The sequence below is a fragment of the Aneurinibacillus danicus genome (assembly GCF_007991215.1).
Taxonomy (GTDB): Bacteria; Bacillota; Bacilli; order Aneurinibacillales; family Aneurinibacillaceae; genus Aneurinibacillus; species Aneurinibacillus danicus.
Genome location: NZ_BJXX01000117.1, coordinates 1 through 14938, shown reverse-complemented (window position 1 = coordinate 14938; position 14938 = coordinate 1). Strand labels below are relative to the sequence as shown.

Annotated in this window: 16 protein-coding genes; 6 read left to right on the top strand and 10 right to left on the bottom strand. The window is 42.2% G+C overall.

What is annotated here, in order from left to right:
* Positions 1-89: 89 nt before the first annotated feature.
* Positions 90-1385, bottom strand: coding sequence for an IS110 family RNA-guided transposase (locus ADA01nite_RS12680; RefSeq protein ID WP_146810401.1), 1296 nt, complete (start codon positions 1383-1385; stop codon positions 90-92).
* 240 nt (positions 1386-1625) lie between these two features.
* On the opposite strand from ADA01nite_RS12680, the gene ADA01nite_RS12675 reads away from it, so the two are divergent.
* The 5 genes from ADA01nite_RS12675 to ADA01nite_RS23060 all read left to right on the top strand — a co-directional run bounded on the left by ADA01nite_RS12675 (position 1626) and on the right by ADA01nite_RS23060 (position 5256).
* On the top strand, positions 1626-2117 hold the full coding sequence (locus ADA01nite_RS12675) for a DNA-binding domain-containing protein (protein WP_146810400.1): 492 nt from the start codon (positions 1626-1628) through the stop codon (positions 2115-2117).
* The gene (locus ADA01nite_RS12670) at positions 2095-3174 is read left to right on the top strand and encodes an MFS transporter (protein ID WP_146810398.1); all 1080 of its coding nucleotides are present in this window, start codon (positions 2095-2097) and stop codon (positions 3172-3174) included. The genes ADA01nite_RS12675 and ADA01nite_RS12670 overlap by 23 nt, the downstream gene beginning before the upstream one ends.
* A gap of 167 nt (positions 3175-3341) precedes the next feature.
* On the top strand, positions 3342-4169 hold the full coding sequence (locus ADA01nite_RS12665; RefSeq protein ID WP_146810396.1) for a pirin family protein: 828 nt from the start codon (positions 3342-3344) through the stop codon (positions 4167-4169).
* Complete coding sequence (locus tag ADA01nite_RS12660; protein WP_146810394.1) at positions 4166-5122, top strand: bile acid:sodium symporter family protein; 957 nt, start codon at positions 4166-4168, stop codon at positions 5120-5122. The genes ADA01nite_RS12665 and ADA01nite_RS12660 overlap by 4 nt, the downstream gene beginning before the upstream one ends.
* Positions 5123-5139: 17 nt before the next feature.
* Complete coding sequence (locus ADA01nite_RS23060) at positions 5140-5256, top strand: transposase (RefSeq protein ID WP_371863558.1); 117 nt, start codon at positions 5140-5142, stop codon at positions 5254-5256.
* Here ADA01nite_RS23060 and ADA01nite_RS22085 read toward each other — a convergent pair.
* The 7 genes from ADA01nite_RS22085 to ADA01nite_RS12625 form a co-directional block, all read right to left on the bottom strand.
* Positions 5240-5449, bottom strand: coding sequence for a hypothetical protein (locus ADA01nite_RS22085; RefSeq protein WP_170230261.1), 210 nt, complete (start codon positions 5447-5449; stop codon positions 5240-5242). The genes ADA01nite_RS23060 and ADA01nite_RS22085 overlap by 17 nt on opposite strands.
* Before the next feature lie 251 nt (positions 5450-5700).
* Entirely contained in the window at positions 5701-6936 is a 1236-nt protein-coding gene (locus ADA01nite_RS12650; RefSeq protein ID WP_170230264.1) for a methyl-accepting chemotaxis protein, read from the bottom strand.
* Between the two features lie 30 nt (positions 6937-6966).
* Positions 6967-7419: a chemotaxis protein CheW gene (locus ADA01nite_RS12645; RefSeq protein ID WP_146810391.1), complete on the bottom strand. Its 453-nt coding sequence runs from the start codon at positions 7417-7419 to the stop codon at positions 6967-6969.
* 380 nt (positions 7420-7799) lie between these two features.
* Positions 7800-8492, bottom strand: a complete 693-nt coding sequence (locus ADA01nite_RS12640; protein ID WP_146810389.1) for a copper amine oxidase N-terminal domain-containing protein — start codon at positions 8490-8492, stop codon at positions 7800-7802.
* A gap of 46 nt (positions 8493-8538) precedes the next feature.
* A complete protein-coding gene (locus ADA01nite_RS12635; protein WP_146810387.1) occupies positions 8539-9177 on the bottom strand; it encodes a YcnI family copper-binding membrane protein in 639 nt (212 codons plus the stop codon).
* A gap of 160 nt (positions 9178-9337) precedes the next feature.
* Complete coding sequence (locus ADA01nite_RS12630; RefSeq protein WP_146810385.1) at positions 9338-9985, bottom strand: response regulator; 648 nt, start codon at positions 9983-9985, stop codon at positions 9338-9340.
* Entirely contained in the window at positions 9982-10779 is a 798-nt protein-coding gene (locus ADA01nite_RS12625; RefSeq protein ID WP_146810383.1) for a sensor histidine kinase, read from the bottom strand. Before ADA01nite_RS12625 ends, ADA01nite_RS12630 begins: the two co-directional genes overlap by 4 nt.
* A 239-nt stretch (positions 10780-11018) precedes the next feature.
* Between ADA01nite_RS12625 and ADA01nite_RS12620 the strand changes: the two genes are divergently transcribed.
* Positions 11019-11561 carry a copper resistance CopC family protein gene (locus ADA01nite_RS12620; RefSeq protein WP_170230263.1) on the top strand — a complete coding sequence of 181 codons (543 nt, stop codon included), beginning with the start codon at positions 11019-11021 and terminating at the stop codon, positions 11559-11561.
* Between the two features lie 126 nt (positions 11562-11687).
* On the opposite strand, the gene ADA01nite_RS12615 is transcribed toward ADA01nite_RS12620, so the two are convergent.
* Both ADA01nite_RS12615 and ADA01nite_RS12610 read right to left on the bottom strand, forming a co-directional pair.
* Positions 11688-13445 (bottom strand): CocE/NonD family hydrolase, encoded by a 1758-nt coding sequence (locus tag ADA01nite_RS12615; protein ID WP_170230262.1) that lies wholly within the window; start codon positions 13443-13445, stop codon positions 11688-11690.
* A gap of 32 nt (positions 13446-13477) precedes the next feature.
* On the bottom strand, positions 13478-14938 hold a 1461-nt coding region (locus ADA01nite_RS12610; RefSeq protein ID WP_246147325.1), incomplete at its 5' end, for a sodium:solute symporter family protein.

The window sequence follows — 14938 nt, the reverse complement described above, 5'->3', positions numbered from 1 at the left end:
TTATGGAAATAGATCCTACGGCTGCTCCGTGCTTCAATTGTCGTTGGTTTATTTTAAGTTCTGTGTGAGAAACGTGAAAATGGTTTGAATTAAGCTGCCATCTGTAACTGGGCCTGACGTACCGGCCCCAGAACATCGGATGGCTGGTACGGAATGCGTTTGGTGCCTAGCGTGTACAATACTCGGATTAATTTACCACAGAGCGCCACAATGGATTGCTTCTTTTTCAGCGGGTTGTGACTTCGCTTCGTGAAGTACTGGTGCAACGCCTTAAACTCGGCGTTCTTCGCCACCATCGGCATCACCGCTCGGAACAACAAAGCCCGAAGCCTGGATCTGCCACGCTTTGTAATCGTCGATTTGCCTTTCTTCTTGCCAGAGCTGTTTTCTTTTAGATTTAAGCCAGCGAGCCGAATAATCTGCTGGCCGTGGTCGTAACCACTAAGGTCCCCGACTTCAGCCAGGAAGCCGGCGAGCGTCACGATGGCAACACCAGGGATGGTCAGCATTTCTTTCGTTCCCGGAATTTGAGCTAACAAACGCTCCACTTCCATCATGATGTCCTCAAGCTGCTTGGCGAACATCTCGTATTGCTCCAGAAGAGTCTTCAGCTCAATTTTCGCTGCTGCCAGTCCTTGTTTAAGGCCGATGGAGGTTCTCGCCGTTTCAAGCAACTGCGACGCTCGTTTGGGACCGACGGCGCGCTTTACGTCTTCTTTCCAACGACGCACGATTGCGCCCACACCTAGCGCCACAATCTCGCTCGGAGTCGGGAATTCACTCAGCGTAATCAGCGAAGCCTTGCCCTCCCAGTCCTTAAACACCTGGCCATACTCCGGAAAGAAGCGGTCTAACCAATTCTGAATGCGGCGCTGGACTTGGCCGAAGTTAACCATGACCTTCTCCCGAAGATTCATCAGGATCCGAAGATCTGCGTAGACGTTCATCGGCAATTTAGGCTCGCTGTATTTCCCATTGCGCACCAGATCGGCGATAACCTTGGCGTCTTTGTAATCGTTCTTGGTCGGTGAGTTGTCCTCAAGCTCTTTGCTCTTGTTTACGTGATGCGGGTTAACAACGACGACTCTTACGCCTTCACGCTGCAGATATTCAGCCAGTGGAAACCAGTAGTGTCCGGTGGGCTCGATCCCCAAGACGATTTCCGTCTTGTGATGTCGCCGCTGAAGCTCCTTCATCCACGTTACAAGTTTCGTTAAGCCTTGATGGTCATTGCCGAACACGCAGTCTTTACCGAGCTCGATTCCGCGGAAATCGACGGCTCTGGCGACATGTGTTTTCTTGGCAATGTCGGCTCCGACAACAAGAGTTGATTCGGTAATTTGTTGAATTCGTTGATTCTGTTTCCTGGCGTGTTTATACTTCATTGTAGAGTGCCTCCTGCGCTGGGATTTGTTCTTTGGTCGGAACGTTCCCCAGTATACAGAAGGTACTTTTTTCATTCAAACCTCGAATTCATTCATTACAGGAATGGCTCCATTACCCAATTAAAGACCCTTTGGGAATTGGACGAGCGTTAAAACCGTACGTCTGACCGCTAGAATATTAAAACAAAAAGTCTCACAAAAAAAAGATGGGCAAACAACTGAATGGAGGTGTACTAGGTATTGAATCGGGGGGGCTCAAAGAAGGCACGGAAACCGATTGCAACAGCGGTTTATGATAAGTTTGGGGAGAGAGCATACCAAAATCTAATGAGACGGCTGGAACTGGTACAGAAGGCCATTGCGCTCGAACTTGAAAGATGTACGTATGACAAAAAGTGCATCCTTGCCATGTCCGCAGGCGTCTCTGTCCAGACTTTATACCGCTGGACGGATATCTATAAAAAATATGGTCTACTTGGCCTAATCCCCAAGAAAATGCGTGATGAATTGAAGTATGGCAAACAGGCAAAACAATTTCGCAGCATGGATAGGCGTGCAGTGGAGTATATTGTATCCATGTATCAGCAATCACCCCCTCCCTCCGTTCTCTCTATCTATAAAAAACTTCTCATTGTCGCTGAAGAGAAGGGTTGGAGAATTGGAAGCGTCAGTACGTGCTATCGAATTATACGGCAATTAGCGTCCTCAAATGGCCCTAATTTGGATTCCTAGCCGATCAAAATTTCCAGTTTTCCCGTTGCTATTATTTTTTTGCTTGCAAATCATTATTTTATTCGTTACCGCTCAACAATGGGTTGATGAACTCAATAGAAAAAAACTCGTATTTATTTCATTAGCTCTCTTTATGGTTTGTACTATTCTGTATATAGAAATCAACAGCTTTTCCGCTCTGCTTGCCCTGCGTTTTCTTCACGGTGTCGCATTCGGGATTGCCACGACTGCAACGGGAACGATTGTACTTGACCTTATTCCTGATCATCGCAAAGGGGAAGGCATCGGCTACTTTAGCCTTTTTATGAGTTTGGCAATGGTTATCGGTCCTTTTGTAGGCCTTACGATTATAACAAATTACGGTGCTTTTATTTTGTTTACGGCATGCATCATTTTCGCTTTATTATCCTTTCTTTGTGCAATCATGGCTAGAATTCCGAAACGCACGATTGAAAAGAAGACGGAACAGGCATCGGGTTGGAAGACATTTATTGAACCGAAAGCTATTCCGATATCATTATCGGGCAGCCTTTTGGCTTTTTCATACGGAGCCATCACAACGTTTATCTCTGTTTATGCGAAAGAATTAGGAATGGAGCAGATTGCAAGCTATTTCTTCGTCGTTTTTGCCACGATGATTGTATTGCCAAGGCCGATTACCGGAAAGCTATTTGACCGATTAGGCGAGAATGCTCTCGTATATCCCGGTATCTTCCTCTTTACTGTGGGCATGATCGGATTAAGCCAGGCACAAACGCCATTTGTCTTTTTAGTAGCAGGCGGATTAATCGGATTGGGATATGGTGTACTTCTCCCCAGTTTCCAGGCGATTGCCGTTAAATCGGCGCCAAGTCATCGGAGAGGGCTGGCAACGGCGACTTACTTCGTGCTTTTTGATTCCGGCTACGGATTAGGATCTTATGTCCTCGGTATTGTTGCTTCGGAAACAAACTATCATACGATGTATTTCATTGGAGGTTTAATCGTTGCCTGTACCGCTGTGATTTATTATGCCTTGCATCACAAGAAAACAGTTTTGAGTAAAGCTCATTTATAAGGGATACGATATCGGCATCCTTTTTTTTATTTGCAATTTCTCTTCGCATTTTTTGTATCACAAAAAACAAAGCAAAAAAAGAGCGCTTTATTTATACGATATGCGTTTATTATTTTATAGTTAGATACTATAATATAATTAGTGAAAAAACGAATGGAGGTTTCCGTATGAAAGGAAGAGACATTGCCCGTGTTTGGACGGTTCATCATAAACAACAAAGCCCAATCCATAAAGTCGGCCAGATTCTTGAGCCCGGAAATTGGAAAGAATACGACCCGTTTTTGTTTCTTGCGGAAGACTGGTTCCAGCATGGCGTGTTCGATTTTCATCCCCACCGCGGCATCGAAACGGTAACGTATGTCATTGAAGGGACGCTTGAACATTACGATAATTATGGCGGGGAAGATCAATTAGAACCAGGAGACGCACAATGGATGACAGCCGGACGCGGAGTCATTCATAAAGAAACGGCAGCTGTCGGAAATACCGTGCATAGTTTGCAATTATGGGTCAATCTCCCGCGTTCGAAAAAGATGATAGAGCCCCGCTATCAAAACCTGCGCGCAAAGGATATGCCGGTACGCCATGAAGAAGGCGCCGTCATTCGTGTCTTCTCCGGATCATCTGCTGGGGTTACCGCAAGCACATTAAATCACGTTCCGGTAACTATGGTAGAAATGCAGCTGGAGCCGGGAGTTACCGTGACTCAAGATCTTCCCGGAAGCTATAACGGGTTCATTTATATCCTTGAGGGCAGCGGATATTTCGGCACCAACGAAACCGAGGGAAAGAAAAATCAGGCATTGTTGCTCGGCCCTGGTAATCATTCAAAAGAAAGTGAAATAGCCATTCGTGCTAAAGAGAAGCTTCGCCTCCTGCTCTATGCCGGCGAGCCTGTTAAAGAGCCTGTTGTTGCATATGGACCGTTCGTCATGAATACGGAAGAGGAAATCAGACAAGCAATCGCTGATTACCGTGAGGGGAAGTTTAAATGAAGCTGCTTAATGAATTTATTTCTAGAAGGTTGCCCCTGCTAACTGTATTAATGGCTATTGGCACATATCTTTCACCCGTTTATTGGAAAGTTGCCCCATGGTTTCCAAGCTTACTTCTGGGTGTAGTAATTTTTTGCACGGGACTATCGATGAATATAGAAGCCATTAAAGAGATTCGAACAAAAAAGCGAGAGCTGGTTTTAGCAACCCTATTAAAGTGGACACTTACTGTCTTTATTTCGATTGGGCTCGCCTACCTTTTCTTCTGGTCCAAACCGGAAATTGCAGCAGGTCTGATTTTATCAGGAACGGTCCCAAGCGCCACTGCAGCAACGATCTATACTTTTCTGGCAGGTGGAAACGCATCACTGGTGATCGCCGCTTCTTTACTGGATGTAGTTATTAGCCCTATTGTTACTCCTCTTTCGATGATGGGGATTTCCAGCACACAAGTAACCATTTCAATCTTTAGCTTATTACAATCGTTTCTGTTTATTGTTGTACTCCCCTTAAGCATTGGTCTATTTATTCAACGGGTTCTTCCTCAGTCTACGTCTTATTCAAAGACTGTTACGAAACTCGGATCTTCCGTATCCCTGTTGCTAATTATTCATACGATTGTAGGAAGCGGAAAGGAAGCCATTTCTTCAGAAATACGATTGCTTCCTCTCATCGCGATTGCGACGTTCATTCAAGTTGTGCTTCCGATGGCGGCTGCTTATTTCATCGCCAAAAAGCTTAAGGTTAGTGAACCAGATGCTCGTGCTATATTGTTTCAGGTTGGACTGTGCAATACAGCCCTTGCTGCGATAGTAGCTTTTAGGTTTATAGGCGAGCTTGGGGCGATTGCACCTATCCTGAATATGATTTTTAATCTATCACTAGGCGCTTTTATCTCAAACCACTTCGCTAAAATCGGAACCACAGACGGCTCATTCCCGTTAGTGCAATAAAAGCAAAAAAGAGGTGAATGCAGACGATGGCGACTTTTTTGCCACCGTATTCGCCTGACCTGAATCCAATAGAGCGAATATGGAAATGGCTAAAAGAAGCCGTTATTTTTAACCTTACTATAGTTTCGGAATGATTCCTACTCTTTTATGTTCGTAACCGTACTTTTCTAAATACGCATGTTTTTCTTCCGAATTTATTGGACGCCATGCATAACATAAATGCTCAGGGTTGTTTATCCAAAAGTGATTAAAACAGCAGAATTTTCTCATACATCCTTCATCTTTTGCCCACCAACAATTTTCACATTTTCTGTATTCTTTTATCATTCGTATCTCCTTTTTACACTATGAATATAGTGTATAACTTAATCGTTTTTATCTTGCAATAATAGGAATTTAATCCCGGTTCAGAAGTGGGGAGGCCTGATAACACGCATTCTATTACCCTATAGAGAAGCCGCCCGGTTCTGGGCGGCTCGATTTTTGTTGTATGATGTCAAAACAAAATAGACAATCCAGATGAGACTGACTGTACTTGCTTAAAAAAGTTCCTGCCAAAACGGCGGGCCTTTGCTTTTTTATTTTGTTATAAAGTGACCAACCAATGTTTGTAATTCTTTGGTTAAAATTCCTAATCGCGAAGAAGAATTTTTTAATTCACCAGCAGTTGCCGATTGTTCTTCAACTGCCGCATTCGCCTGCTGAGCCGCAGCCGCAATTTGTTGTGCGCTATTCGCAATAAATTCCACCGATTTTGTAATCTCTTCAATAACCGCCGATTGCTGTTCAACAGCAGCAGCAACCTGGGATGAATTTGCATCAATCTCTTTTGTACTGTTCATAATGATAGTTAATGCTTCTTTGGCCTTTGTTGCTAATTCTTGACCACCCATAACTTCATTTCTAATTCTTGAAATAACATCCACCGCTTGTTGAGTATCCTTTTGATTATCGGTCACAATCTTTACAATGTTTTGAGCTGCATTTCCACTCTCTTCTGCCAATTTCCTTACTTCTCCTGCAACAACAGCAAAACCACGTCCATGTTCACCCGCTCGTGCCGCTTCAATCGCTGCATTAAGAGCCAATAAATTGGTTTGTTCCGACATATGCGTGATCATTGCCACCATTTCTGAGATTTGTTTTGACCCTTCCTCCAACTTTCCAATTATCCCCTCTAACAATTGCGTACTGTCTGCAATCAAGTCTAAGCGATTGCTTACATTCTCAACAGCATTTACCCCGTCTTCTGAGGTTGTTATTGCTTGGGTTGCTACCGCACTGGCTTGTTGGGTTGAAGCTGCAATTTCCTCGATAGAAGCACTCATTTCTTCAAAAGCGGCTTGAAGTTCTTCGATATTTGCGTTTTGTTCTTGCGTATTAGAAGAAGCCTGTTCTAAACTTGCTGCTAATTCTTGCGTTGTCGTTTCTGATATATTTGCTACTTCAGACAAAGCCCCTGCTGTTTCTTTGATTTCGTTTGTATCACTTTGAATCTTTACTGCTAAATTACGTAAACTTTCCGTCATCCCATTGATAGTTGTAGCCAAAATTCCAATAATCCCCTTTGCCTTCACAGCCACTTCTTGCGTTAAATCGCCTTCCAGTACGGCCTGTGAACGCTCGGTTAATTCCATAATTGGCTTTATGATGATATTTCTAAAAATCATAAAACCACCAATAGACAACAACAAAACAATAACAAATCCGTAAAAATGATTGGTAATCCAAAAACTTAATATGATAGGTAGTGTTCCAATAATCATAAATACAATAAAAGCCATAATATTTAAAATATAATTTTTATCCTTCATCTTTCCCTTTCCCTTCATTCCCGTTATTCATCAAATTCTTTGTAGCAATTCTTTTAAATTTGTTATATTTTCTAATAATTTATCAATGTCCAACAAGATTAACAAATCTTCGTTTAACTTTGAAACCCCCAAAATAAACGAGATGTCTTCGTAATCGAGATTTGGTCTTTGAATGGTATGAGCGGAAATGTTCAACACATCCGTGGCCGCATCCACTACTAATCCAATAGGTTGTTCATCTACTTTCACTGTTATGATTCGAGTACTATTCATTTCCTCAGAATCGTCATATTCTAATAAGAATTGGCGTAAATCAATAAGAGGAATTACTTCTCCTCGTAACTCTAAAACCCCCCTCATATACGATGGCAATCTCGGTAAAACCGTGACAGATGCCATCCTATCAATGGAGAACACTCGGTTAATGTCTATGCCAAATTTTACGTTCCCCACGCTAAAAATAATCGCTTTAAAATCCTCCATCTGTCATCCCTTCCTCTTTATAAATTAAAAAGCTGGATACCCTGATAAGGAATATCCAGCTTAAAATATTGGTAGTTCGGCTATCACAATTTTTTTAACTTTACGTCGCTACCTTCTGCTGATTTTCCCCTATCATTGAATGGTTCATTTGAATTCAGTCTACTCATACCACTCTCTTCCAATAAAAGAAAATTCAATTAACTACTATGTGATTCAAGAACTAACAAAATGGACTTTTTGTTAGATTCCCTAATAATTTACTTCTATATAAAAATTGCTTATTGGAAGCAACAACGAAACGGAAATTTTATAAGGTGGAAAAATAAAAAGCACCGCAAGCTTTAGCTACACGGTGCTTTTTGTATCAGAACTTCTAACAGTTAGTGTGTGTGATTTTTTTGTTCATCTTGCTGTGCGGGAGAATATACGATAGAGACGGTAGACACAAGTTTATGGTTTTCATCCAGGGCGTACTCCGCATGATTGTTTGCATTCAATGTCACCGTTATATCATGAGAGCCAGGCTCAAGGCCATCTAAGTGATACCATGGGCCATACATACGCGCCACTTTTACTCCATCTACGTACAAGTGAGCATGCCCCTGATTCGGCGTAGCGGCGCGATTTACATTTTCAGGAGCCCATGTCCAATTGGAAGTTTCCACATGTACATTAAATCCACTCTTTGCATCTGGTTTGACTTCAAGTTTGACTGACGGAGCAGGAGTTCCAGCCGGGTGTAGATAGATTTCATGATGATGAGCGTTTATTGTACCATTACTTATGGTAACGATTTGTTCTTTCGGTTCCCACTCTACCTGTTTCCCGAGTGATTCTGCCAAATCACGAATGGGCACCAGGGTATGTCCGTCAATGATTCGTGCAGGCACTTTCCCTGCTAACTCTTTACCATTCACAAATACTCGAACACCTTTAGAAGCGTGAGAAGCAGTCACCAGGCTGTCAGGAGCTGGTGAAGATGTCTTTTTTACAGTGTGAGCACCGACTACGCTACTATTTACTAATTGCACAAAAATGACTCCTACAACGATAAGGCCAATCCATTTTCTCATAAGGTTTTACTCCTTCCTAACTTGATGAACACAGGATGATGTCTCTTTACGTTCTTTTTCGTAATGATACCACTATAGCAACGATTCCTAGCACTAATGCAACGAGAGAAATATACAGGGGAAGATTGGATGTATTGTCTGTTTGCCCACTCGTTTCGCTTGTATTTTCTTTCGTTGGACTTGTTGCATGATGGCTATGATGGTCTGTTTGTGTATTTTCTTGTTTGGGATGTACCTTTGTAACAGATGCCGGGGAGTCAGAATCCTCTGCACCAACCCATTCTACTACACTCCCATCTTTATACGTTTGTACTGCTTTCCAAACGATTTCCTTTGCGGTGTCGCTTACCTTTCCTTGCATATTGAATTGCTCAAATTCTGTGGCACCTATCCCATTTCCTGTGGCAATCCATGTAACGCTTGTGATTTTATCATTTGCATCTTTCGTTATCTCATATTTCCAACCTGGTTTTGGTTCAAAGCGCGAAACCTTTACGTCATTGGAGAACGTTACTTGTACTTTCGTTGTTGGAATCTCTTTTTCCGTAGGTACACGGACAGTAAATACTTCGTATGCTCCTTGTGTCGTTTCCTCCGGTAATACGACAACATGAGCACTCGCTACGTTAGCAAAAACAAACAGAAGTAAAAAGCATGATAAAAATACCTTTGCTACTTGTTTCATAAATTTTGTCCTCTCTATGTCTTGATATAATAAAATGGGGTAAATGAAGCCTTACGGTATTTATTTTAGATCTGCAATAAGAATCGGAAAATGACTCGAACGGGTCATCTTGGCACCTATATATTCTACTTTGTCTGCATAATATTCTTTATTAGGAAATCTAGTCCGCTGCCAGACCATGACGAACAGCATAAGCGGCTAGCTGCACACGGTTATCAAGGTGAAGTTTTTCTAACAAGTTTTTTATATGATTCTTTACGGTGTTTTCCGCAATGACAAGACGATGAGCAATTTGTTTATTTGTCTCACCCGCTGCAACCCAGAAAAGTATCTCGCGTTCTCGCGCAGTCAAAGAGCTTAGACCCGGTTCATCAGAGGTGCTCCCTGTACGAAAACGATACAATAACCGACTGGCTATTTCTCGAGATACTTCTGTATTGTCTCCAAGCAAAGCATGTAGGTACGTTATCCAGTCGCCGGGCTCCATGTTTTTTAGTAAATATCCTTGCGCACCGAATTGAATGGCGGTAAACAAATCTTTCACATCATCCGAAACAGTTAACATGACAACATGGATTCGAGGATAGGTCATTCTAATTTTCCGAACCGCTTCCAGCCCGTTTACTCCAGGCATATTAATATCGAGAAGAAGTAAATGGGGCTGCAGTTCTCTACAAAGCTCAAACGCTTCCTGCCCATCTGTGGCTTCCCCTACAATAACAAAGGATTCATCTCCCTCTAACACACTTCGAATGCCTTCCCGTGCCAGTGGATGGTCATCCGCAATCACAACGCTATATTGCTTCATTTTTGCCTCTCCTTTGTCACAATCACTTCTGTTCCACACGTCTCTCGATTAGAAAGATGAAAGCTTGCCCCAAGTTCTTTTGCGCGTTCCTTCATCATGAAAATCCCATATTTCTTTACCGGTATCGCAGCGCTTTCGATCCCACAACCATTATCAACAATCTTCAGTCGCCACCCATCTTCTCCTCCTTTCAATTCAATGGTTACATTAGAAGCTCCGGAGTGCTTGCGAATATTCGCAAACGCTTCTTGAATAATCGCAAAGATTTGTATCTCCTCTTTTGGCGTGAATAATGCAGCAGGAAGTTCAATTTCTTCTTCTACGTCAATACCCGTTACTGAACTCCATTCAGAAAGCCACTTTGTAAGCCGGGAGGTCAGTGTCCCCCCCTCTTCGGGTAAAGAACGCAGATTAAAAATAGCCTGACGCACATGGTTATCAATCATGGAAACAGCACGAGAAGCATCCTCGATATGACCCTGCCTGAGTTTAATATTGAGAAAGAAAAGGGACTGGGCGATACCATCATGAAGCTCACGAGCAAGCCGCTCCCTTTCTTCATACACAGCCCGTCTTGCCTGTTCCTGAGCGAGTCGTTCATTCGTTGTGCGGATAATATGGAATGCCCAGAAAGAAAACAAAAGGGAAAGAACAAACGTAAGAACCGTAATATACACATTTCCTGTTTCCATCGATAAGTGCTCAAGCAGGAACTCATGGCGAATATACTCAAACCCTCCAATTAGTAACGTAGGTAAAACAACGGTAAGCACTTGCAAAAGACGATAAGACATAGAAGCCCTCTCCCTTACATAGTAATCTCTAAATATCCTTCTACTTCTATACATATATATCATAACCAATTACTGCATGGGTTAAGATAGCTCATGTGGGCTATGGTTATGTCGGGAAATCTGCGATATATATAAAATGCCACTTCTTAGGTGGCGTTAGATGAATGGAATCGTTTAGTTATTCGTATAATGGGATAGGAAATTCGCAAAATATAGAGAGAAATAAGGAGTTGGATGTCATGAAAAAGAGGATACTTTTTTTGCTTTTTTCCTTTATGCTCATAACGACACAAGTATTTGCTCATTCTGGTTTGAAAAGCAGTTCACCTAAAAACGGGGAGGTGGTAACCCACCCCATCCAAGAAATTACGATACAATTTAGCGGAAATATTGAACGCGGAAGCAAGATAGAAATAAAAAATGAGCAAGGGGACAGCGTTCCGGTACGTAGTATCGATACGGAAGGGAAGGTATTAAAGGCAACGTTAGACAAGCCGTTACCAAACGGCAGCTATAAAGTTCGTTGGATGAACATTGGAGAAGACGGTCATCCGCTCAGAGGGAATCTTTCTTTTCAGGTGAAAGTTCCGCAAGGAGAGCAGGCGGGAGAAAGACGAGCGCCGTCTAAGGAAGATACACAGCCAGCGCCCGAACAATCAAATACGGATCATCAAAATGAGGAACAACAGCAAGAGAATTCCGCTTTTATGATTGGCTTTATTATCATTGGTATCTTAATCATTGGATCGCTTATCTTCCTGTTTCAGAAAATGAAAAAATAACGATAGTGTCCGATTTCATTAATTTTATGAACTAAAGCAGCCGTTTCAGATTCGGAACGGCTTTCAAGCTGAAACCCTGCCTTTTAAAAGGCAGGGTTTCATGTTTAATCCTAAATCAAATGAAGATTACACTTCCTCAACAGGAATGATTGGAAGAATCACATGTGAGGGATATTTCTCGTTATGATAAACGGTTTGTTTCGCGGGCTTCGTTTCACCGCTATCTTTCATCGTTTTCCCTGTATTCGGATTTGCGTCAAAACGCGGGAAATTACTGGAGGATATTTCAACCCTTATACAGTGGCCCGGAAGAAAAACGTTACTGGTCGCCCACAAATCAATCTCATACTCAACCACTTCCCCATTTAAATCCGCCTCAGGTTTGTAGCCGTTTCGATATCTAGCACGAACGATTCCATCGGTTAAATTATAAGCCGTTCCGTCAGGCAAGACATCTACCAGCTTCGCAGTAAAATCGGTATCTTTCGCATCCGTTGCTGCCCAAAGCTTCACTTTAACGTGCCCCGTCACTTCCAGTGGCGCTTTCAAAGGTTCCGAAGTATAGACCAGGACATCCTCTCTTTCCTCAATACGCCTTTGATCACGCGGTCCCATCGTATTCACGCCATCATATAATGTAGCTCCTCCATGAGTCGGAACCGGGTTTTTAGGATCATATACGAATCGGTCGACCGTCTCATCCCCCGGTTTTTCCGTTGATAACCTTCCGTCGCCGAATCGTGTATTGGCTCCGCCTTCACTGTGGAAGTAGTATGGCACGTATTTTGTGCGGGCAAGCGGCCACTCATATTCATCACGCCACTTATTCATTCCCATTACAAAGATTTTAACCGGCGCTTCTTCGGTAATATTCGTATCCTTTCCTTTTAGCCAATAATCAAACCAGCGCAGATGAAGATGGGTGAGATCTTCGCGCAGATCGATCCAGTCCCCGGATGAATGAACCCCGAATGACCGTTCACCGAGACCAGTACGGAAGTCTCCGTGTCCCCAGGGTCCGATAATTATTTTTTGATAATGTTTTGCCTTACCGTCCGCTTTCTTTTTCATTTCCGTGTAGTTTTGAATCGTGGAGTTCAAAAAACAATCGTACCATCCTCCGACATGATAGGCCGGAACATTGAATCGATCATACTTATCGACGATACTTGTTTTCTTCCAAACATCATCTTCCAAGTTACGGTTCATAAAATCAAAGAAAAACTCCGCGACACCAAGCTCTTCTATAGGCGGCCAATCCTTGATCGGTGCATATCGGTACCACTCATCAATATGATTCATACTGTTCGCCATTTTTTTTATCGCTTCAGCATAAGACTTTGCATCCCTGTGTTTTCTCCTTAAAAGATCCGGTACAATGGATTCAAGCGTCCACGTTTCCATAAGTCCCAATCCCAAGGCACCATTTTGGTAAAAACCACCATCCCTCTGGTCGTTCAATGTCATAGCCGGGAAAATTGCATGCAAATGCGGCGGGCGCTCGGCAGCTGCCAGCAATTGCGTGAATCCATAGTAAGATAGACCGAACATTCCGACTTTTCCAGAAGAATAAGGCAATGAGGCCGCCCATTCTACCGTATCATAACCGTCTTCAGCTTCATATGTGAATGGATGAAATTCCCCTTCAGAATGATAACGGCCCCGAACATCCTGGATGATGACAACATAGCCATTGCTGACAAGGCGGTTTGTGTCAAGGTAGCGGTGTGAATAAAAGGGCAAATCTTTGCCATAAGGAAGTCGTGTCAATAATACGGGAAATTCCCCTTCCTGATTCGGTCGATAAATATTGGCATACAACACTGTCCCGTCTCGCATCGTACATGGAACATTTTTTTCTATCAAGATTTGTGTTATCTCCAAATTATTCGCCCCTCTGTTTTTTCCGTATCGTTTTATTCAAAAGTAACTCTTTTCTCAATATCCGCTTTCACCTTTGCTGTACTAGTAACAGCACTAACTAGTAACATAACTACTATATTAATCGTAATCGCTACTATACCAATATCAAGATCCTTTATAAACTGTGGAAATTTAGGAAACAAGGTACCCATAGTCATATTGGTAATTGTTACATAAGCAACCGTGGCTACACCAGCTATTATCCCGGCAGAAGCACCCAGTTTGGTAACAGGGTTTTTCTTCCATAAACTAAAAAGTAAAGATGGAAATAATTGTAATACAAAACTATAAGCCATGATTAGCAATGCAACCATTGTGTTTCCACCATAAAAAGTAAAAAATAAAGAAGTTAACGCAACGACAGGTACGAAAATACGAGTTAATCGCGCAAGTTGTTCGTTGGTTGTATTCGGTTTCATAGCCTTATAAATATTTTTTGATAAAATCGTAGACGCTGTTAGCAGTAACATGGAACAGGGGATAAGCGCCGCCAACAAACCTGCAGCTCCTATGACCCCTACAAACCATGGGTCAAATGTTGCTTTTGCTATTTTAAATAAGGCTAAATCTGACTCTGCTCCTTTTAAATTCGGTATTTGTAAAAGAGCAGTGAATCCGATAAACAGTATAAACACTAAAACAATTTGGTAAATTGGTAAAATGGCTGCATTCTTGCGCAATGCCCCTTCATCCTTTGATGATAAACTTGCACCAAAGCAATGTGGCCACATATACTGTCCCAAAGCAATGATTAAACATGTAGAAATGTACCAGGATATACTAAGCCCTTCGTCAGGCAGTAATAAAAATCCCGGCTTTGCAGCATCTAATGTTTCAAACATCGGCTTGATGCCACCGTAATAGTGATAGGGTAGATAAATACCTAGAAATAGAATAACGATGAGCATGAGAAGATCTTTTAAAACGGCTGTCCATGCCGAGCCATGAATCCCGGATACATAAACAAATATCGTAACTGCGATCATACCTATCCATACGGCTAAAGTCGGTGAAATTTTTCCATAAGAAGCTTCTGATACAATGATTTGAAATCCCTTTAACTGTAGAACGATATATGGAATCATAGAAACGACACCAACAATTGCCACTAATAATCCCAACGTCTTACTGTCATATTTCTTCGCAAAAAAATCAGATTGTGTAAGTAAGCCATGTTTTTTTGCGTAACGCCAAATAGGAGGTAAAATCCAGTACGGTACAATATAAGTTAGCGCACAAAATATATAGATGGCAGGGCCCCCCATTCTGTATGCTCCTCCACTTGCACCTAAAAACACAAAGGTTGAAAACATTTCTCCTGCCATTAGTACAAACATGATTAATGAACCGAAGTTACGATTAGCAACTGCCCATTGTTCTAGCTGCATTTCCTGCCCTTTACGAGCACGAATACCTAAATAGAAAGCAACTAAAAAAGTAATTGTTATAATTAA

Bases quoted from the DNA above. Each gene is read 5' to 3' on its own strand.
- ADA01nite_RS12680 (WP_146810401.1), bottom strand. From the start codon at position 1,385: ATGAAGTATAAACACGCCAGGAAACAGAATCAACGAATTCAACAAATT.
- ADA01nite_RS12670 (WP_146810398.1), top strand. From the start codon at position 2,095: ATGGCCCTAATTTGGATTCCTAGCCGATCAAAATTTCCAGTTTTCCCG.
- ADA01nite_RS12665 (WP_146810396.1), top strand. From the start codon at position 3,342: ATGAAAGGAAGAGACATTGCCCGTGTTTGGACGGTTCATCATAAACAA.
- ADA01nite_RS12660 (WP_146810394.1), top strand. From the start codon at position 4,166: ATGAAGCTGCTTAATGAATTTATTTCTAGAAGGTTGCCCCTGCTAACT.
- ADA01nite_RS23060 (WP_371863558.1), top strand. From the start codon at position 5,140: ATGCAGACGATGGCGACTTTTTTGCCACCGTATTCGCCTGACCTGAAT.
- ADA01nite_RS22085 (WP_170230261.1), bottom strand. From the start codon at position 5,449: ATGATAAAAGAATACAGAAAATGTGAAAATTGTTGGTGGGCAAAAGAT.
- ADA01nite_RS12650 (WP_170230264.1), bottom strand. From the start codon at position 6,936: ATGAAGGATAAAAATTATATTTTAAATATTATGGCTTTTATTGTATTT.
- ADA01nite_RS12645 (WP_146810391.1), bottom strand. From the start codon at position 7,419: ATGGAGGATTTTAAAGCGATTATTTTTAGCGTGGGGAACGTAAAATTT.
- ADA01nite_RS12640 (WP_146810389.1), bottom strand. From the start codon at position 8,492: ATGAGAAAATGGATTGGCCTTATCGTTGTAGGAGTCATTTTTGTGCAA.
- ADA01nite_RS12635 (WP_146810387.1), bottom strand. From the start codon at position 9,177: ATGAAACAAGTAGCAAAGGTATTTTTATCATGCTTTTTACTTCTGTTT.
- ADA01nite_RS12630 (WP_146810385.1), bottom strand. From the start codon at position 9,985: ATGAAGCAATATAGCGTTGTGATTGCGGATGACCATCCACTGGCACGG.
- ADA01nite_RS12625 (WP_146810383.1), bottom strand. From the start codon at position 10,779: ATGTCTTATCGTCTTTTGCAAGTGCTTACCGTTGTTTTACCTACGTTA.
- ADA01nite_RS12620 (WP_170230263.1), top strand. From the start codon at position 11,019: ATGAAAAAGAGGATACTTTTTTTGCTTTTTTCCTTTATGCTCATAACG.